The organism is Micromonospora xinjiangensis (genome assembly GCF_056150165.1).
Genome location: NZ_JAXCFO010000005.1, coordinates 180140 through 198682, shown reverse-complemented (window position 1 = coordinate 198682; position 18543 = coordinate 180140). Strand labels below are relative to the sequence as shown.

23 protein-coding genes are annotated in these 18543 nt (G+C 74.9%); 22 read left to right on the top strand and 1 reads right to left on the bottom strand.

Features of this window, described 5'->3' with window-relative positions; all coding sequences use genetic code 11:
• The first annotated feature begins 40 nt into the window (after positions 1-40).
• From ftsZ to SM573_RS19745, 14 genes are all read left to right on the top strand, one after another.
• Entirely contained in the window at positions 41-1156 is a 1116-nt protein-coding gene (gene ftsZ / locus SM573_RS19810) for a cell division protein FtsZ (protein ID WP_474613200.1), read from the top strand.
• A 9-nt stretch (positions 1157-1165) separates the two neighbouring features.
• Positions 1166-1909: a YggS family pyridoxal phosphate-dependent enzyme gene (locus SM573_RS19805; RefSeq protein ID WP_474613201.1), complete on the top strand. Its 744-nt coding sequence runs from the start codon at positions 1166-1168 to the stop codon at positions 1907-1909.
• 190 nt (positions 1910-2099) lie between these two features.
• Positions 2100-2786, top strand: a complete 687-nt coding sequence (locus SM573_RS19800) for a cell division protein SepF (RefSeq protein WP_474613202.1) — start codon at positions 2100-2102, stop codon at positions 2784-2786.
• Positions 2787-2816: 30 nt separating this feature from the next.
• Positions 2817-3122: a YggT family protein gene (locus SM573_RS19795; RefSeq protein ID WP_474613203.1), complete on the top strand. Its 306-nt coding sequence runs from the start codon at positions 2817-2819 to the stop codon at positions 3120-3122.
• Between the two features lie 44 nt (positions 3123-3166).
• Positions 3167-3970 carry a DivIVA domain-containing protein gene (locus tag SM573_RS19790; RefSeq protein WP_474613204.1) on the top strand — a complete coding sequence of 268 codons (804 nt, stop codon included), beginning with the start codon at positions 3167-3169 and terminating at the stop codon, positions 3968-3970.
• Positions 3971-4040: 70 nt separating this feature from the next.
• Positions 4041-4658, top strand: coding sequence for a hypothetical protein (locus tag SM573_RS19785; RefSeq protein WP_474613205.1), 618 nt, complete (start codon positions 4041-4043; stop codon positions 4656-4658).
• A gap of 11 nt (positions 4659-4669) precedes the next feature.
• Positions 4670-4975 carry a DUF167 domain-containing protein gene (locus tag SM573_RS19780; RefSeq protein WP_474613206.1) on the top strand — a complete coding sequence of 102 codons (306 nt, stop codon included), beginning with the start codon at positions 4670-4672 and terminating at the stop codon, positions 4973-4975.
• Between the two features lie 22 nt (positions 4976-4997).
• Positions 4998-6497, top strand: coding sequence for a potassium/proton antiporter (locus SM573_RS19775; RefSeq protein ID WP_474613207.1), 1500 nt, complete (start codon positions 4998-5000; stop codon positions 6495-6497).
• Between the two features lie 226 nt (positions 6498-6723).
• The gene (locus SM573_RS19770) at positions 6724-7143 is read left to right on the top strand and encodes a TraR/DksA family transcriptional regulator (protein WP_474613208.1); all 420 of its coding nucleotides are present in this window, start codon (positions 6724-6726) and stop codon (positions 7141-7143) included.
• 63 nt (positions 7144-7206) lie between these two features.
• Positions 7207-7818 (top strand): signal peptidase II, encoded by a 612-nt coding sequence (gene lspA / locus SM573_RS19765; RefSeq protein ID WP_474613209.1) that lies wholly within the window; start codon positions 7207-7209, stop codon positions 7816-7818.
• Positions 7815-8759, top strand: coding sequence for an RluA family pseudouridine synthase (locus SM573_RS19760; protein WP_474613210.1), 945 nt, complete (start codon positions 7815-7817; stop codon positions 8757-8759). Before lspA ends, SM573_RS19760 begins: the two co-directional genes overlap by 4 nt.
• 41 nt (positions 8760-8800) lie before the next feature.
• Positions 8801-9811, top strand: a complete 1011-nt coding sequence (locus SM573_RS19755; protein ID WP_474613211.1) for a hypothetical protein — start codon at positions 8801-8803, stop codon at positions 9809-9811.
• 94 nt (positions 9812-9905) lie between these two features.
• The gene (locus SM573_RS19750) at positions 9906-11381 is read left to right on the top strand and encodes a MinD/ParA family ATP-binding protein (RefSeq protein WP_474613212.1); all 1476 of its coding nucleotides are present in this window, start codon (positions 9906-9908) and stop codon (positions 11379-11381) included.
• Positions 11382-11437: 56 nt separating this feature from the next.
• Positions 11438-12364, top strand: a complete 927-nt coding sequence (locus SM573_RS19745) for a DUF2567 domain-containing protein (protein WP_474613213.1) — start codon at positions 11438-11440, stop codon at positions 12362-12364.
• On the opposite strand, the gene SM573_RS19740 is transcribed toward SM573_RS19745, so the two are convergent.
• Entirely contained in the window at positions 12279-12983 is a 705-nt protein-coding gene (locus SM573_RS19740) for an LON peptidase substrate-binding domain-containing protein (protein ID WP_474613214.1), read from the bottom strand. The two genes, SM573_RS19745 and SM573_RS19740, sit on opposite strands and share 86 nt — an antisense overlap.
• Positions 12984-13090: 107 nt before the next feature.
• Here SM573_RS19740 and hisD point away from each other — a divergent pair, with 107 nt between their 5' ends.
• The 8 genes from hisD to SM573_RS19700 are packed head-to-tail and all read left to right on the top strand — an operon-like array spanning position 13091 to position 18475.
• Positions 13091-14413, top strand: coding sequence for a histidinol dehydrogenase (hisD, locus tag SM573_RS19735; protein WP_474616776.1), 1323 nt, complete (start codon positions 13091-13093; stop codon positions 14411-14413).
• On the top strand, positions 14410-15516 hold the full coding sequence (locus SM573_RS19730; protein ID WP_474613216.1) for a histidinol-phosphate transaminase: 1107 nt from the start codon (positions 14410-14412) through the stop codon (positions 15514-15516). Before hisD ends, SM573_RS19730 begins: the two co-directional genes overlap by 4 nt.
• Complete coding sequence (hisB, locus tag SM573_RS19725; RefSeq protein WP_474613217.1) at positions 15513-16124, top strand: imidazoleglycerol-phosphate dehydratase HisB; 612 nt, start codon at positions 15513-15515, stop codon at positions 16122-16124. The genes SM573_RS19730 and hisB overlap by 4 nt, the downstream gene beginning before the upstream one ends.
• A gap of 46 nt (positions 16125-16170) precedes the next feature.
• Positions 16171-16344 carry a hypothetical protein gene (locus SM573_RS19720; protein WP_474613218.1) on the top strand — a complete coding sequence of 58 codons (174 nt, stop codon included), beginning with the start codon at positions 16171-16173 and terminating at the stop codon, positions 16342-16344.
• Positions 16341-16979, top strand: a complete 639-nt coding sequence (gene hisH / locus SM573_RS19715) for an imidazole glycerol phosphate synthase subunit HisH (RefSeq protein ID WP_474613219.1) — start codon at positions 16341-16343, stop codon at positions 16977-16979. Before SM573_RS19720 ends, hisH begins: the two co-directional genes overlap by 4 nt.
• 46 nt (positions 16980-17025) lie before the next feature.
• The gene (locus tag SM573_RS19710) at positions 17026-17349 is read left to right on the top strand and encodes a hypothetical protein (protein ID WP_474613220.1); all 324 of its coding nucleotides are present in this window, start codon (positions 17026-17028) and stop codon (positions 17347-17349) included.
• 14 nt (positions 17350-17363) lie between these two features.
• Complete coding sequence (gene priA, locus SM573_RS19705) at positions 17364-18089, top strand: bifunctional 1-(5-phosphoribosyl)-5-((5-phosphoribosylamino)methylideneamino)imidazole-4-carboxamide isomerase/phosphoribosylanthranilate isomerase PriA (RefSeq protein WP_474616775.1); 726 nt, start codon at positions 17364-17366, stop codon at positions 18087-18089.
• Positions 18086-18475, top strand: a complete 390-nt coding sequence (locus SM573_RS19700) for a RidA family protein (RefSeq protein WP_474613222.1) — start codon at positions 18086-18088, stop codon at positions 18473-18475. The genes priA and SM573_RS19700 overlap by 4 nt, the downstream gene beginning before the upstream one ends.
• Positions 18476-18543: the final 68 nt, after the last annotated feature.

The window sequence follows — 18543 nt, the reverse complement described above, 5'->3', positions numbered from 1 at the left end:
GGCCGGCCCATGCCAATCTCGAGGGGGAAAGGACCTTCAGATGACACCTCCGCACAACTACCTGGCGGTCATCAAGGTCGTCGGCATCGGTGGCGGCGGCGTGAACGCCGTCAACCGGATGATCGAGGTTGGGCTCAAGGGCGTCGAGTTCATCGCGATCAACACCGACGCGCAGGCGCTGCTGATGAGCGACGCCGACGTCAAGCTCGACGTCGGCCGGGAGCTGACCCGGGGGCTCGGCGCCGGCGCCAACCCGGACGTCGGCAAGAACGCCGCCGAGGACCACCGCGACGAGATCGAGGAGGTGCTCAAGGGCGCCGACATGGTCTTCGTGACCTGCGGCGAGGGCGGTGGCACCGGCACCGGTGGCGCGCCCGTCGTCGCGAACATCGCCCGCAAGCTCGGCGCGCTCACCATCGGTGTGGTGACGCGGCCGTTCTCGTTCGAGGGCAAGCGCCGGCAGGTGCAGGCCGAGGCCGGGATCGACGAGTTGCGCAACCAGTGCGACACGCTGATCGTCATTCCGAACGACCGGCTGCTGGCGCTGGGCGACCGCAACATCAGCATGATGGACGCGTTCCGCACCGCCGACCAGGTGCTCCTCTCCGGTGTCCAGGGCATTACCGACCTGATCACGACGCCGGGTCTGATCAACCTGGACTTCGCCGACGTCAAGAGCGTCATGAGCGGTGCCGGCAGCGCGCTGATGGGCATCGGCAGCGCCCGCGGTGAGAACCGCGCGGTGGAGGCGGCCGAGGCGGCCATCTCCAGCCCGCTGCTCGAGCAGAGCATGGACGGCGCGCGCGGCGTGCTGCTCTCCATCGCCGGCGGCTCCGACCTCGGCCTGTTCGAGATCAACGACGCGGCGCAGCTGGTCACCGACGCGGCCCACCCGGACGCGAACATCATCTTCGGCGCGGTCATCGACGACGCGCTCGGCGACGAGGTGCGGGTGACCGTGATCGCCGCGGGCTTCGACGGGGGCGCGCCCGCGTACAAGGCGGCCGAGCCGGGGCGGAAGACCAACCAGAACCAGCCGGCGCCGCAGAATCCACCGGTGGCGCCTCCGCCCAGCATGCCGCCGCCGCAGCAGTCGCCCCGGCGCGTGCTCTTCGACGACGTCGACGTGCCCGACTTCCTCAAGAACGGGTCCTGAGCGCCGCCGATGACCGACAGCTCGACCACGGTACGGCCGGAGCGCCGCGCCGAACTGGCGGCCGCCCTGGCCGGCGTACGGACTCGGATCGCCGACGCCTGTGCCGCCGCCGGCCGGGACCGCGCCGACGTCACCATGATTGCCGTGACGAAGACCTACCCGGCGGTCGACGTGCTGGCGCTGGCCGACCTCGGGGTGACCGACGTGGGCGAGAACCGCGACCAGGAGGCGGCCGGCAAGGCCGCCGAGGTGGCGGCGGCCGGCGTGCGCCCGCGCTGGCACTTCATCGGGCGGCTCCAGCGCAACAAGGCCCGCTCGGTGGTCCGCTACGCCGACGCGGTGCACTCGGTGGACAGCGTCCGGCTCGCCCGGGCACTGGACGCCGCCGCGGCCGGCCGGGATCGACCGCTCGCCGCCCTGGTGCAGGTGAGCGTGGACGGTGACCCGGCGCGCGGCGGCACCCTGCCCGACTCGGCCGATCCCGACGTCGGGCTGGCTCCGGTGGCCGAGGCGGTCGCCGCGTCCCGCGCGCTGCGGCTGGCGGGGCTGATGGCCGTCGCGCCGTTGGGGTGGGAGCCGGAGCGGGCCTTCGCCCGGTTGGCCGAGGTGGCCGACCGGCTGCGGGCGGCGCATCCCGAGGCGACGGCGTTGTCGGCCGGCATGAGCGGCGACCTGGAAATCGCGATCCGATACGGCGCGACACATGTCCGCGTCGGCAGCGCGTTGCTCGGAATGCGCCCCACGCTGCGGTAGCCTGACCGCGAAAGAAGCAAATTACATCGGTGTTGTTTAAGGAACGGCGTCCCGTCGTCGGGGGTCGTGGCGCGGGACGCGAATCCCGTGCCAGTGGATTGCCGTTCCGGTCCGGTGGGCAGGAGTGGTCCACTCGCGACAGCGACACGGCACGGGGGCGCGTGCCGCACGGCGGATGGAAGGGCGCGGGATGGGTGCACTGCGCAAGGCGGGGGTCTGGCTCGGTCTGGTCGAAGAGGACGACGAGCGGGCCTATGAGGACGGCGGCTACGACAAGGGTGGCTACCGCGACTCGCGCTACCGGCAGAGCCGGTACGAGGAGTTCGCCGACGAGGAGGACGAGACCGAGGAGCCGCCGGCGCCGCGTCCCCGCCTGGGCGAGCGCGGTCGGCTCGGCGAGCGTGCCGGCGGCCGTGGCGCGGATACCGAGCGGGCTGAGCCGGAGCGCCCGGAGCGCCCGGAGCGCTCCAGCGTCCGGTCCATCACGCGGTCGACGGGGGAGACCTCGGGTGCGCTGACCTACCACACCCGTGACAACCTGGCGCTGGCACCGCAGACGCCGCCGCGGGAGCGGACGGTCGCCGCCGACGAGGAGCAGCGGTACCAGATCACCACGCTGCACCCGACCACCTACCGCGAGGCGCGGACCATCGGCGAGCACTTCCGTGACGGCGTCCCGGTGATCATCAACCTCACCGAGATGGACGAGGCGGACGCCCGCCGTCTGGTTGACTTCGCCGCCGGGCTGGCGTTCGGGCTGCGCGGTACGATCGAGCGCGTGACCAATCGGGTGTTCCTGCTCTCACCGGCCAACGTCCAGGTCACCGCGGAGGACAAGGCCAAGATCGCTGAGGGCGGCTTTTTCAGTCTGAGTTGACCCCGCCCGACCCGAGGGACGTCGCCTGTCGTGTTGTCGATCGTGCTCCAGATCCTGTACCTGATCCTCTATGTCTTCCTGTTGCTTCTCCTGTCCCGGTTCGTCCTGAGCGCCGTCCTGCAGTACGGCCGGCGCTGGCAACCGGGACGCGGCGCATCGGCAGGACTGGAATCCGTGTGGAGCGTCACTGATCCCCCTCTCAGCGCGTTGAGGCGTGTGATCCCTCCGCTGCGAATTGGTACCGTGAGCATCGACCTGGCCTCCCTTGTGCTCCTGGTTATCCTGTTCGTGCTGATGGAGTTCGTGTTAGAGCCGTCGATCATCAGGACCGCCTGATGACCGACGCGCTATCGCGGCCGCAACTGACCCGAGGAGTTTCGATGCCGCTGACCCCGGCCGACGTCCACAACGTCGCCTTCAAAAAGCCGCCGATCGGCAAGCGGGGGTATGACGAGGAGGAGGTCGACGCCTTCCTGGACGAGGTCGAGCGCGAGCTCGCCCGTCTCATCGAGGAGAACAACGAGCTGCGCGCCCAGGTGGAGCGCGGCGGCCGTGGCGGTGCCCCCGCCGGCCCCGGCGGTGACGCCCGCCTCGCTGCGGAGCTCAACGACGTCAAGGCCCAGCTCGACCGGGTGCAGCGCGACAAGGCCGCGGCCGAGCAGGCCGCCCGCGCGATGCAGGCCGAGCTGGAGCAGGTCCGCGCCGCCGGTGGCGCCGCCGCCGTGGTCGGTGACGGTGAGCAGCAGGCGCTGCGGGTGCTGATGATGGCCCAGCGGACGGCCGACGACCACGTCTCCGACGCCCGGCGCGAGGCCGACCAGCTGCTCGCCGAGGCCCGCTCCAAGGCCGAGGAGGTGACCCGGGAGGCGCGGGCGAAGGCCGACGCGCTCGAGCGGGACGCCCGCCAGCGGCACCAGGAGGCCATGGGCGGCCTGGACGCCAAGCGCACCGCGCTCCAGAAGCACATCGAGGAGCTCAAGCAGTTCGAGCGCGAGTACCGTACGCGGCTCAAGGCGTACCTGGAGAGCCAGCTGCGTGACCTCGACGGCCGTGGCCAGGGCCTGGAGGCCGAGATGAGCCGCTCCGAGGGCGGTCGCGTCACGGGCGGCAACGGTCTCGCCACCGCCGGTCTCGCCGGCTCCTACGGTGGCGGTCGCTCCGGCGCTCTCGAGGCCGGTCGCTGATCTGCGGTCGGCGGCCGTCACGTCGACGGTCGCCGACCACCCGGGCGGTACGACGCGGCGGGGGTGAGCCGTGATAGTCGCAAGTCTCCTGCTCATCCTCGTCGCGGTGGCGCTGCTGGTGCTCGGTCTGGCCGGCGGCTCCAGCCTCTTGCTGATCATCTCCATCGCGGCCAGCCTGCTGGCCGCCGTCGCATTGGTGGTGGGCGCCCGCCAGGCGGCCGCCGGCCGTGCGACGGTGGGCGCGGGCGGGCCCGGGCAGTGGGAGCCGGACCGGTTCCGGGTGGCCGAGGAGGCCGCCCCGGACACCGCGTACGGCCCGCCGCTGGTCGAGCCGGAGATCCCGGTGCAGCACGTTCCTCCGACGGTCGGTGACGGCGACGGGCGGCGGCAACCGCCCGTCCCTCCCGCCGATGGGACGCTCCCGCCCGCCGCCGGTTCCTCCCTGGCGCACGACGACGAGCCCGACGCGCAGCCGGTGACGCCCGCGCAGGCGTCGCGGGTGGCGCTGCTCCTCGACGAGGTGCGGGTGGTGGACGGGCGGCCCCGATACCACCTGCCCGGCTGTGGGCACCTGGTCGGGCGGTCGCACGAGCCGCTCCCGGTGGCGGAGGCGGTCGAGTTGGGCTTCACCCCGTGCGCGCGGTGCGCGCCGGCCGCTGCCCTGCTCGCCGGCGCCCGACCCAGCTGAGCGAGGGGTCCGTGCCCGAGGAAGACACGCTCACCGTGGCGGTCCGGGTGAAGCCCGGCGCCGCCCGGGCCCGGGTCGGCGGGCGGTTCGACGGCCCGCACGGTCCCGCCCTGGTCATCGCCGTGAACGCCCCGGCCGTCGACGGTCGGGCCACCGAGGCCGCCCGGCGCGCGCTCGCGGGCGCCCTCGGCGTCCGACCGGCCGCGGTCTCGCTGCGCACCGGCGCGGCCAGCCGGGACAAGCTCTTCCTCATCGAACGTCCCGGCCCGGAGCTGGCCGGCGTGCTGCGCCGGCTGCGCGACGGATCCGGCGAGTGAGGCACGCCCGGGCCAGGCTGACGTGACGCCCGGGCTGGATCTCGCGCTGCTGGTGGGCGCGGCCGTGCTGCTGGTCGCGGTCGGCGCCGTTCGGCTCTCCACCGGGCTCGGCGTGCCCAGCCTCCTGGTCTACCTGGCGCTCGGTATGGGGATCGGCGAGGCGGGGCTGGGCATCCAGTTCGACGACGCCGAGCTCACCCGCGCTCTCGGCTTCTGCGCTCTCATCGTGATCATCGCCGAGGGTGGCCTCACCGCCCGGTGGAGTTCGCTGCGCCCGGTGCTCGGTCTGGCCGCGGCGTTGTCCACCGTCGGCGTGTTGGTCAGCATCGTGGCGGTGGGGGGCGCCGTCCACGTCCTGCTCGGGCTGGACTGGCGGCTGGCGCTGCTCTACGGCGCGGTGCTCTCCTCCACCGACGCGGCGGCGGTCTTCGCCACCCTGCGCCGGCTTCGCCTGCCGCCGCGGCTGGTGGCCACCCTGGAGGCCGAGTCGGGCATGAACGACGCCCCGGTGGTGCTGCTCGTGGTGCTGCTGTCCCGGGAGGGCGCGGGCCACGCCTGGTGGTACGAGGTCGGGCTGGTCACGTACGAGCTGGTGGTCGGCGCCGCGGTCGGTGCCGCCGCCGGTCTCGCCGGCCGCTGGGGGCTGCGCCGGGCGGCGCTGCCGTCGTCGGGGCTGTATCCGATCGCGGTGGTCGGCCTCACCGTGCTGGCGTACGCCGCGGGGGCGGTGCTGCACGCTTCCGGCTTCCTCGCCGTGTACGTCGCCGGGGTGCTCCTCGGCAATGCCCGCCTGCCCCACCGGCAGGCCATTCTCGGCTTCGCCGACGGGCTCGCGTGGCTGGCCCAGATCGGCCTGTTCGTGCTGCTCGGGCTGCTGGCGTCCCCGGCGCGGCTGGACGCCGCGGTGCTGCCGGCGGTCGTCACCGGTCTCGCGCTGGTGCTTGTCGCGCGGCCGCTGTCGGTGGCGGTGTCGGCGCTGCCGTTCCGGGTCGGGCTGCGCGAGCAGGCGTTCCTGTCCTGGGCGGGGCTGCGCGGCGCGGTGCCGATCGTCCTGGCCACCATTCCGCTCTCCGAGCGCGTGCCCGGCGCGGACCGGCTCTTCGACGCCGTCTTCGTCCTGGTGGTGATCTTCACGCTGCTGCAGACCACGACGCTGGCGCCGGTGGCCCGTCGTCTCGGCGTGACCGCGCCGGCGGAGCCGGCGGAGGTGCACGTCGAGACGGCGCCCCTGGAGCGGATGCGGGCCGACCTGCTCCAGCTGGAGGTGCCCGAGGGCTCGCGGCTGGCCGGGGTGCACGTCGACGAGCTGCGGTTGCCGCAGGGCGCCTCGGTCACCCTGGTGCTGCGCGACGGGGCGGGCTTCGTGCCGGGGCCGGACACCCGGTTGAAGACCGGGGACAGCCTGTTGATCGTGGCCACGGCGGCGGCGCGGGACGAGGCGGAGCGGCGGCTGCGGGCGGTGAGCCGGCGCGGTCGGCTGGCCCGGTGGTTTGGCGAGTACGGCGATGGTAAGGCTGGTTGATCTGCTAGCGTTCCTTTTGCCCCCGTTAGGTGGGGCTTGGGGCTGAATAGCGGTCCGTCGGTGCGCCACGTTGTCGGAAGCCTGTACGTTCCGTATTCTTGCCAACCTCTGGAGTGCGCGGCCGTCGTCGCCGCGCGCCCCTTTTCGTACCTGGGGGTCGCCCGGATCGGCGCCCCCTGTCCAGGTTCCGCGGACCGCCGCGGTTCCGCGGCCCGAGGGAGCGACGATGGCGAAGCCAGCCGACACCAGGACCGCCGGCCGCAAGGCGGTGGCGAAGCCCACCCGCAGTGCCGCGGAGACCGAGAAGATCAGGGCGGCGCTGGCGGCCCGGCGGGACGAGCTCCGTGCCGAGTACGATCAGACGCTGAGCGAGATCACCGAGCTTCAGCGCGATCGGCTGACCGACTCGGCCGGGGACGACCAGGCCGACACCGGCACCAAGACGTTCGAGCGGGAGCAGGAGATCTCTCTCGCCAACAGCATCCTGGAACGGATCACGCAGGTCGAACGGGCGCTGGAGCGGCTCGACGAGGGCAGCTACGGCTGGTGCGAGCGGTGCGGCAACCCGATCCCGGTGGAGCGGCTCGCCGCCTTCCCGTCGGCGACGCTCTGCGTGACCTGCAAGCAGCTGGAGGAGCGGCGCTGAGGTCCGCTCCCCGGCGGCCAACCTGACGGTGAGCGATCACCGCCGAGTGTCGATGGGGAGCAGATGAGCGCAGCACCGTCCGCCGGATCCGGCAGTGCCGTCCCGGGTGGCCGCCGGGCCCGGCCCAAGGCCGTCGCGATCCTCGCCGGCACCGCGCTGACAGCCCTGCTGATCGACCTGCTCACCAAGCACCTGGCCCTCGCCCACCTCACCGACCGCGAGCCGGTGCGGCTGCTGGGCGGCCTCATCTACCTCAACCTCATCCGCAACAGCGGCGCCGCCTGGAGCATCGGCTCCGACCACACCTGGGTCTTCCCGCTGATCACCTTCGCGGTGATCGGCTGGATCGCCTGGATGGCGCTGCGGCTGCGCTCGGTCCCCTGGGCGGTCTCGCTCGGGCTCGTGCTCGGCGGGGCGCTCGGCAACCTCATGGACCGGATCTTCCGGGCCCCCGGCCACTTCGTCGGCCACGTGGTCGACATGATCAGCGTGTTCGGCCCGTTCGGCGAGTACTTCCCGGTGTTCAACCTGGCCGACAGCTCGCTGGTCTGCGGCGTCGTGCTCGCCGTGCTGCTGGAGCTCACCGGCCGCCAACGCGACGGCGGCCGGGTCGGCCGCGACGGCCGCCCGACCGAGGAGACCACCACCGTGACCGAGCAGCGGGAGCGCGCATGACCTCGGCGTTCGCCACCGGAGGCGACCACCGCTCACTGCCGGTGCCGGACGGGCTCGACGGCATGCGGCTCGACCAGGCGGTGTCCCGGCTCTTCGGCCTCTCCCGCACCGCCGCGGCGGCCCTCGTGGACGCCGGCGACGCCCTCGTCGACGGCGCCGTCCGCCCCAACTCGCACAAGGTCAAGGCCGGCTCGTGGCTGGAGGTGACGCTGCCCGCCCCGGCCGCGCCGCCGACCGTGGTGCCGCAGGCGGTGCCCGGCCTGCGGGTGGTCTACGCCGACGACGACATTGTGGTGGTGGACAAGCCGGTCGGCGTCGCGGCCCACCCCAGTCCCGGGTGGGCCGGCCCCACCGTGATCGGTGCGCTGGCCGCCATCGGCCACCGCATCTCCACCAGCGGCGCCGCCGAGCGGCAGGGCGTGGTCCACCGCCTCGACGTGGGCACCACCGGGATCATGGTGGTGGCCAAGAGCGAGCAGGCGTACACCGCGCTGAAGCGGGCGTTCAAGTACCGCGAGGTCGAGAAGCGCTACCACGCCGTCGTGCAGGGGCACCTCGACCCGCTGCGCGGCACCGTCGACGCCCCGATCGACCGGCATCCCACCCACGACTACCGGTGGGCGGTCGTCTCCGGCGGCAAGCCGAGCATCACCCACTACGACACCCTGGAGGCCTTCCCCGCCGCCAGCCTGGTCGACGTCCGGCTGGAGACCGGCCGGACCCACCAGATCCGTGTCCACTTCTCGACCCTGCGCCACCCCTGCGTGGGCGACCTCACCTACGGCGCCGACCCCACGCTCGCCGCCCGGCTCGGGCTGGACCGCCAGTGGCTGCACGCCCGTGAGCTGAGCTTCCTGCACCCCCGTACGGGGGAGGAGGTGCGCTTCGTCAGCGACTACCCTGACGACCTGGCGCGCGCGCTCACGATCCTCCGCGACTGAGCGCCGGCCGTCCCACACCGACCGACGAGGGGAGCCCGCCCGTGCGCGCCGGCGACCTGCTGCGCCAGCTCGACCAGCGGCTGCTGCCGCTCCTGGCCGGAGCGTGGGCGCGGCTCGGCGAGACGTCGGCGCGGTCGCGGGTGCTCGGCGGCGCGGCGCTGCTGTCGGTGACGGCGGTGCTGCTGACCGCCGTCTGGGCCGCCGACGACCGGCCGACGGGGGATCCGACCGTCGGCGAGGTGACCCGGGTCGGAGTGGTCGACGGCGACTCCGTGCCGGGCTACCTGCGGGCGGCGGCCGCCGACCTCGCCGCGCTGCCGGAGGCCACCGCGGCGCCCGTGGACGGCACCTACGCCCTCGTCTCGCTGGACAGCTACGTCGCACCCCCGGGGCTGGCGGCCGTGCTCGGCGACGTGTCGGTCTCGGAGGTGTTCGGGCGGGTGCCGCTGCCCGGCCGGCAGACGGAGATCGTGCGGATCCCGGCCCTGCGCGTCCCCGACGACGTGGTCGCCGGAATGGCCGACCTGGCGGAACGCAAGGAGCGGGAGGCCGCCGACTACCGGGCGCGGGCGGCCGCGACCACCGACGACGCCGAGCTGCGCCAGGTGTACGCCAGCGGCGCCGAGGTGGCCGACGCGGAGGCGGCGGCCTACCGGGCCGGGTGCGCCTGCGTCTACGCGGCGGTGGTACGCGCCCGACCGCAGGCGCTGCGCGCGGTGGCCGCCCGGGGCAGCGTCCGGGCCGTCGACCCGGCGCCCGAGGTGCGCCGGCTGGACCGGACGGTCTTCACCCCGCCGCTTCCCGAGCAGCGCGACGTGGTCCGGCCGCCGGCCGACACGGCGCTGCCGGAACCGACCTCGCAGCGGCCGAGTCCCGCGCCGACCGCCCCCGCGTCACCGACCCCGTCGTCGACGAGACCGGCGGCGACCGCACCGACTGTGACCGAGACCTCACCGCCGCCGCCGGTGTCGACGTCGGCGGCCCCACCGCCGACCGTCACGACCTCGCCCGATTCGACCGGGGAAAGTCTCGTCGAACCGACCGGTTCCTGACCGTCTCGAGGTTCGTGCGCGGGGCGGTGTGGTCCGAATGGGTTTTCCTTCGTAGCCTGTCAGGCGAGTAACCAAGCGCTGGGGAGGGCAAGCCGTGGAGGGCAGCGAGACCGGCTGGGGCCGGCCGGCCGAACCAGCGCCACGGTGGCGGGCGCTGCTCGACCGTGCCCGCCTCGCCGGCCGGGGCGCCGAACAGCCCGAGCCCGACCGGCGGATCGAGGATCCGCTGCCGCCGCCCCGACCGCTCGCACCGCCGGAGGCGTTCGCCTCCGAGCCGCTGCCCCGGCGCGCCGCGCCGAACGGCTACGCGGGGCGGGCGCCGGCCGCCAGCCACCCCGGCGAGCCGTCGTACGGCCCGGACCCGGGTTACCGGGCGGAGGCGACCTACCGGGTGGACCCGTCCCACCGGGCCGACCCGGCGTACCGGCCCGAGCCCGGCTACCCGGCCGAGCCCGCGTACCGGGTGCCCGAGCAGCGGCGGCCCGAGCCGCCCGAGTCGCGCTACTCGCTGCTGGACAACGGTTACCGGCCCGAACCACCACCGGCGGAGTCCCGCTACGCGCTGCTGGAGAACGGCTACCGGCCGGAGGCGGCCTACGCCGCCCCGCCGCCGGCCCCGCCCGCCCCGATCCCGCCACCCACGGCCCCGCCGGCCGTGCCCGCCGCGCCCCCGCCGCCCGCCCGGCCCGCGCTCGCGCCGGCGTCGTACGCCGACCGGGGCCACCCGGCGCGCGCCGAGTGGCGCCCCCCGACGCCCGACCCGGAGGTGGAGCGGGCGAAGGCGGTGCTGCGCCGAGAGTTCGGCGGCCCGCGGGTGCTCGCGTTCGCGAACCCGAAGGGCGGGGTGCACAAGACCACCGCGACCGTGCTCGCCGCCGCGACCGTGGGCAGCGTGCGCGGCCGTGGCGTGCTCGCCTGGGACGACAACGAGCTGCGCGGCACCCTGGGTCTGCGCGCGGGCAGCGCCCGGCACGCCCGGACCATCCGGCACCTCGTCAGCGAGCTGGCCCAGATCGAGATCCTCGAGGGCGACACCCTGCTCGACCGCCTCGACGACTACCTGCGGCACGCCTCCGACGGCTCGTACGACGTCCTCGCCGGCGAGGAGAGCCCCCGCTTCGCGCAGCGGCTGGACCAGTTCACCGTGCGGCGCGTGCTGGAGCTGCTGCGGCGCACCCACGACGTGGTCTGTGTGGACACCGGCAACAACGTGGAGAGCCCCAACTGGCGCACGGTGATGCAGGCCGCCGACCAGTTGGTGGTGACCACCGTGCCCCGGGAGGACGCGGCGTTCAGCGCGGACTGGATGCTCGACCTGCTGCACGAGGTGGGCATGGGCGAGCTGGCCGACAACGCGGTCACGCTCATCTCCTGCCCGACGCCGGGCCGCTCCACCCTGCAGAGCGACCTGGAGCGGCACTTCGCGAGCCGCACGCGGGCCGTCGCCGTGGTGCCGTACGACCCGGCGCTGGAGACCGGGTCCTCGATCGAGTACCAGCAGCTCCAGCCGGAGACCCGGCAGGCCTGGCTGCGCGCCGCCGCCGTCATGCTGGAGCCGTTCGCCCGGTGAGGGGGCGTGCCGCCACCGGCGCCCCCACCCGTCCGTCCGCCTGAGAGGATCATCGGGTGAGCCCGGACACCCCCGACCTCGACCGACCCGCCCAGCCCGGCGAGCCCGACCACCCCGCCGCGTCCCCCTCCGGGGCGAACCCCCGCCCCGACCGGGACCCCGGCGCGCCCCCGCGCCCCGGCCCGGACGCCGGTTCGGGCCACGGGGAGAGGGGCCGGGACGAGGCGGCGGGCCCGCACGCGATGCCGCCCGCCCCGGGCGGCGGGCCCTCCGGGCCGGTCGGCGCCGCGGGGCAACCGGCCGTCGTGCCGGGTGATCCGGGGGCGACCGCGACGGCGGGCGCGCGGCGGCGGGCCTGGGCCGGGGCCGTCGGCGCGGGGCTGGTCGTGGCCGTGCTCGGGGCGCCGCTCGGCCTGCTCTGGGCGGCGCTCGCCCCGGGCACGCCGGTGATCAAGGCCGCCGAGGGCGCTGTCTACGCCGACCCGCAGCCGGAGCAGCCCATCGCGGCGGACGGCTGGTTCAGCCTGCTCGGGCTCGGGTTCGGCGTGCTGGTCGCGCTCGCGCTGTGGTTCGTGCTGCGTCACCGGCGCGGCCCGGTCGGGCTGGTCAGCGCCGTCCTCGGCGCCTTCGCGGCGTCGGTGGTGGCCTGGCAGGTGGGGCGGCGGATCGGGCTGGGCACGTTCGAGCGGCTGCTGGCCACCGCCCCGCAGGGGCAGCCGTTCAGCAAGCCTGCCGACCTGCGGGCCGGCGGGATCGACTGGCTCCTCGGCGTGGTGCCGGTGCCGCACGGCAACCTGCTGCTGCCCGCGTTCGGCGCCGCCGTGACGTACACCCTGCTGGCCGGCTGGTCCCGCTGGCCGTCGCTGCGGCCGGAGCGCGAGCCCGAGGCGGCCGTGCTCAGTTGGGCGTCGGCGGCGACGCCAGCTCCGCCAGCGGCACCGGAACCGCCGGCACCTGGCGCAGCAGAGCCGCCTCGCGGCTGAGCAGCCGCAGCTCGGCGCGGAGCCGGCCGGCCGTGTCGTCGATGGCGAGCAGCCGCTGCCGGTCGTCGACGGTGAGCGCCGCCGTCGCGGCGACCAGGTGGGAGAGGACCGTCGGGTCCTCCGGGAGCTGCTCGGAGATCTCCTGCGGACCCGGCCGGATCAGCCCGAGGTACTGCCGGAACACCGAGATCACCCGCGCGGCGAGCACCTCGGCCGCCTCGTCCGTGCCGTCGGCCTCGGCGAGCCACTCGACCTCGGCCGTCAGGTACGGCTCGGACTCGCGGTCCACCGCACCGACCCGGAAACGGCGGCGCCCCACGGTGACGATGTCGAAACCCCCGTCGGGCAGCTCGGTGACCTGCCGCAGCTCCGCCGTGCAACCCACCTCGTGCAGGGTCACGTCCCCGCCGCCGGGGATCGGCCGGCCGTCGGGCGCGGTCGGGGTGACCTCCCAGCCGGAGCGGATCGCCACCACGCCGAACTCGCGGGGGACGCCCTCGGGGAGTGCGACCAGGTGCCGGACCAGGGCCCGGTAGCGCTCCTCGAAGATGTGCAGCGGCAGCACCAGACCGGGGAAGAGCACCGTTCCGAGGGGAAAAACCGGCAACCGCGCAGTCACGCCGTCGAGCCTAGCCCCACCCGTGGCCGGGGGCGTGGCCCGGCTCACCGTCCCGTCGTACGGGCGGCGCGGGCCGGCGCGCGGGCCGGCCGCCTAGACTCGCAAGGGTGTTGAACCGGATCGACCTGCGCGGCGGCGTCCGCGATCCGCGCCGCCTCCTGCCCCGTGCCCAGCTCGACGTCTCCGTGGCCGTCGAGCGGATCCGCCCCGTCGTGGAGGCGGTACGGGAGCATGGCTACGCGGCGATCCGGGAGGCGAGCGAGCGGTTCGACGGGGTCTGCCCCGAGGTGCTGCGGGTGCCCACCGAGACGATCGCCGCCGCGGAGGGCGTCCTCGACCCGGAGGTACGCGCCGCCCTGCTGGAGTCGATCAGCCGGGCCCGGCGCGTGCACGCCGACCAGCGCCGCACCGACCACACCACCCAGGTGGTGCCCGGCGGCACGGTGACCGAGCGGTGGGTCCCGGTCGACCGGGTCGGCCTCTACGTCCCCGGCGGCCTCGCGATGTACCCGTCGACCGTGGTGATGAACGTCGTGCCCGCCCAGGAGGCCGGTGTCCGCTCCCTCGTGGTGGTCAGCCCACCGCAGAAGGACAACGGGGGGCTGCCCGACCCGCGGGTGCTCGCCGCCTGCGCGCTGCTGGGCGTCGACGAGGTCTACGCCGTCGGCGGCGCCCAGGCGGTGGCGATGCTCGCCCACGGCGCGGCCGTGGACGCCGAGGGCAGCTCGTACTGCGCCCCGGTCGACCTGGTCACCGGCCCGGGCAACATCTGGGTCACCGCCGCGAAGCGGCTGCTGCGCGGCGTCGTCGGCATCGACGCCGAGGCCGGGCCGACCGAGATCGCCATCCTGGCCGACGACACGGCCGACCCGGCGCACGTGGCGGCCGACCTGATCAGCCAGGCCGAGCACGACCCCCTCGCGGCCAGCGTGCTGGTGACCCCGTCGGAGGAGCTGGTCGAGGCGGTCGAACGGGAACTGGCCCGGCAGGTGCCGGCGACCAAGCACGCCGAGCGGGTCACCACCGCGCTGACCGGCGAGCAGAGCGGCGTGGTGCTCGTCGACGACCTCGACGCGGGGCTGCGGGTGGTCGACGCGTACGCGGCCGAGCACCTGGAGATCCAGACCCGGGACGCCCGCGAGTGGGCGCTGCGGGTCCGCAACGCCGGGGCGGTCTTCGTGGGCGCCTGGTCGCCGGTGTCGCTCGGCGACTACTGCGCCGGCTCCAACCACGTCCTCCCCACCGGGGGCTGCGCCCGCCACTCCTCCGGCCTGTCGGTGCAGTCGTTCCTGCGCGGCATCCACCTCGTCGAGTACACGCGGGAGGCGCTGCGCGAGGTGGCGCCGCACGTGGTCACGCTGTCGACGGTGGAGGACCTGCCGGCGCACGGCCAGGCCGTCCGGGCGCGCTTCCCCGGAGCGCTGTCGTGACCACGATCGACGACCTGCCGATCCGCGACGACCTGCGCGGGCGGACGCCCTACGGCGCGCCGCAGCTGGACGTGCCGGTGCGGCTGAACACCAACGAGAACTCCTACCCGGTGCCGGAGCCGGTGGCCGACGCGATCGCCAAGGCGCTCTCCGCCGAGCTGCGGGACCTCAACCGCTACCCCGACCGGGACGCGGTGGCCCTCCGCGCCGACCTCGCCGGCTACCTCGGGCACGGCCTCACCGTCGACCAGGTCTGGGCGGCCAACGGCTCCAACGAGATCCAGCAGCAGCTGCTCCAGGCGTTCGCCGGGCCGGGGCGCACGGCGCTCGGCTTCGTGCCGGCGTACTCGATGCACCCGCTGCTGGCGCTCGGCACCGGCACCCGGTGGGTGCCCGCCCAGCGGGGCGTCGACTTCGGGCTGACCGCCGCGGAGGCGGTGGCGCAGGTCCGCGAGCACGCCCCGGACGTGGTCTTCCTCTGCTCGCCGAACAACCCCACGGGCACCGCGTTGGACCCGGCGGTGGTCACGGCGGTGCTCGACGCCGCCCCCGGGATGGTCGTCGTCGACGAGGCGTACGCGGAGTTCGCCCGCCCCGGCACGGTGAGCGCCCTCGCGGTGCTCCCCGGCCACCCCCGGCTCGTGGTGACGCGCACGATGAGCAAGGCCTTCGGGTTCGCCGGCGGGCGGCTCGGCTACCTCGCCGCCGACCCGGCGGTCGTGCGGGCGGTGCAGCTGGTCCGGCTGCCGTACCACCTGTCGGCGCTCACCCAGGCCGCCGCCCGCGCGGCCCTGGCCCACCGTGACGTCCTGCTCGGCACGGTCGCGGCCATCAAGGAGCAGCGCGACCGGATCGTCGCCGCGCTGCGCGCCCGCGGGCTGCGGGTCGCGGACAGCGACGCCAACTTCGTACTCTTCTCCGTCGGCGGTGACCAGACCGTCGCCTGGCGCGCGTTGCTGGAGCAGGGCGTGCTGGTCCGGGACGTCGGCCTGCCGGGGTGGCTGCGGGTCACCGCCGGCACTCCCGCCGAGACCGACGCGTTCCTCGCCGCGGTGGAGAAGCTGATGGGCGCCCCAGCCCCCGGGATCGAGAGGCAGCGATGAGCCGCACCGCACGGGTCGAGCGGATCACCAAGGAGACCAAGGTCCTCGTCGAGATCGAGCTCGACGGCACGGGCAAGGCCGACATCGAGACGGGGGTCGGCTTCTACGACCACATGCTGCACCAGATCGCCCGGCACGGTGGCTTCGACCTGACCGTGCACACCGTGGGCGACCTGGAGATCGACGCGCACCACACCATGGAGGACACGGCGCTCGCCCTGGGCGCGGCGTTCGACCAGGCGCTGGGCGGCAAGGCCGGCATCCGGCGCTACGGCTCGGCCACCGTCCCGATGGACGAGGTGCTGGTCCGGGCCGCGGTCGACCTCTCCGGCCGGCCGTACGTGGTGCACGACGAGCCGCCACTGGCCCCGTACATCGGGCCCGTCTACCCGACCAGCATGACCCGGCACATCTGGGAGTCGTTCGGCCAGTCGGCCCGGATGACCCTGCACGTGGACGTGCTGCGGGCGGCCCGCCCCGGCGGCAACCCGGACGCCCACCACGTGGTGGAGGCGCAGTTCAAGGCGGTCGCCCGGGCGCTGCGGGAGGCCACCGCGATCGACCCCCGTGCCGCCGGTGCGGTGCCCAGCACGAAGGGGCTGCTGTGAGGAGCACGGGGAACGCGACGCGGCCGGTCACGCCGGGAGGGCTCCGATGAGCGCCGTCCTGCCGATCCTGCTGCTGGTGCTCGCCGGCGTGCTGGTGGGCGGCGTCTGGTCGCTGTACCGCCAGGGGGCGCCGCGGGGCGCCGTGCTGCTGACCGCCGTCCTCGCGGTGCTCGCCACCGCCGGCGGCGTGCTCTGGCTGCTGCCGGGGGAGGGGTCATGAGCGGGCCGACCGCCGGGCCGGACGTGGTGGTGCTCGACTACGGGTCGGGCAACCTGCGGTCCGCCGAGCGCGCGCTGGCCGCGGCCGGCGCGACGGTACGCGTGACCGACGACCTGTCCGCCGCGGCCGCCGCCGAGGGGCTGGTGGTGCCCGGCGTCGGCGCGTTCGCCGCGTGCATGGCCGGGATCGAGGCGCTGGGCGCCGGCCCGGTGATCGCCGACCGGGTGGCGGCCGGCCGGCCGGTGCTCGGCATCTGCGTCGGCATGCAGGTGCTCTTCGAGCACGGCGAGGAACACGGCGTGGTCACCAAGGGCCTCGGGCTGCTGCCCGGCGGCGTCACGAAGCTCCCGGCGCCGCGCCTGCCGCACATGGGCTGGAACACCGTCCGGGCCCCCGGGTCGTCGGCGCTCTTCGCCGGCCTGGCCGCCGCGAGCCGGTTCTACTTCGTCCACTCCTACGCCGTGACGGCTCCGGAGGCACTCTCCGCCGCCGGTGCCACGGTCACCACCGCCCACCACGGCACCGACTTCGTGGCGGCGGTCGAGCGCGGCCCCCTCTCCGCCGCCCAGTTCCACCCGGAGAAGTCGGCCGACACCGGCGCCGCGCTGCTGCGCAACTGGCTGGCCACGCTGTGACCCCGATGGCCGCGACGCCCGTCGCCGCGACCGGTCGGGGTGCGGCGTGAGCAAGGAGCGCGCGCGGCGCCGCGCGGCGCGCGAGGCCGAGCTGGCCCGGGAGCGGGCCGTGCGCCGCCGCCGGGTGGCCCGCCGGGACCGCCGGCGCATGCTGGTCCGGCGGTTCACCCCGCGCTGGCGTCGCCGCAACGCCGGGCGGCTCGCCCGGCACAGCCGCACCGAACGGGCCGCCATCGTCCTGCTCACCCTGGCGGCGCTGATCCTGATCTGGTCGCTGGTGCCCGATCTGGCGCTGCGCATCGCGCTGGTCGTGCTCCTGCTGCTCGTACTGCCGGCGATCGTGGTGATCGCCCTGGACCGTCGTACCTGACCGAGGAGAAGACGTTGAGCCTCACCCTGTTGCCCGCCGTGGACGTCGCCGACGGTCAGGCCGTCCGGCTCGTCCAGGGCGCCGCCGGAAGCGAGACGAGCTACGGCGACCCGCTGGAGGCGGCGCTGGCCTGGCAGCGCGACGGTGCCGAGTGGATCCACCTGGTCGACCTCGACGCCGCGTTCGGCCGCGGCACCAACGCGCACCTGCTCGCCGAGGTGGTACGCCAGCTCGACGTGAAGGTCGAACTCTCCGGCGGCATCCGGGACGACGAGTCCCTGCTCGCCGCGCTCGGCACCGGGGCGGCCCGGGTCAACATCGGCACGGCCGCCCTGGAGGACCCGGTCTGGTGCGACCGGGTCGTCGGCGAGTACGGCGACCGCGTGGCGATCGGGCTGGACGTGCGCGGGCGTACGCTCTCCGCCCGGGGCTGGACCCGCGACGGCGGCGACCTCTACGAGGTGCTGGAGCGGCTCGACAAGGCGGGCGCCGCGCGGTACGTGGTCACCGACATCACCAAGGACGGCACCATGCGCGGGCCGAACCTGGAGCTGCTGCGCGAGGTCTGCTCCCGCACGGACGCGCCGGTGATCGCCTCCGGTGGCGTCTCCACCCTGGACGACCTGTGCGCGCTGGCCACGCTCGAACCGGTCGGCGTGGAGGGCGTGATCGCCGGCAAGGCGCTCTACGCGGGTGCCTTCACCGTGGCGCAGGCGCTCGAGACGCTGGCCTCGGCGTGACCGTCACCCGCCTCGGCTCCGGTGGCCCGTGGGAGGCCACGTACGGCTACTCGCGGGTGGTCCGGGCCGGTGACCGCGCCTGGACCGCCGGCTGCACCTCCACGGTGGACGGGGTGGTGACCCACGTGGGAGACGCCGCCGCGCAGACCGCGCAGGCGTTGCGGATCGCGCTGGACGCGCTCGCCGAGGTGGGCGCGACGGCGACCGACGTGGTCCGCAGCCGGATGTACGTCGTGGACCGCGGCCACGCCGACGAGGTGGGCCGGGCGCACAACGCCGTCTTCGGCGCTGTCCGCCCGGCGGCGACCCTCGTGGTGGTGGCCGGTCTGCTGGACCCGGAACACCTGGTCGAGGTGGAGCTGGAGGCGTACCTCGGCGAGCGCTGAGCCCGCCGAGGGGCCGTCACGACCATCACGGCGCGGTCGGCTCCGGCACGGCTGCCCGGACGGTGCCG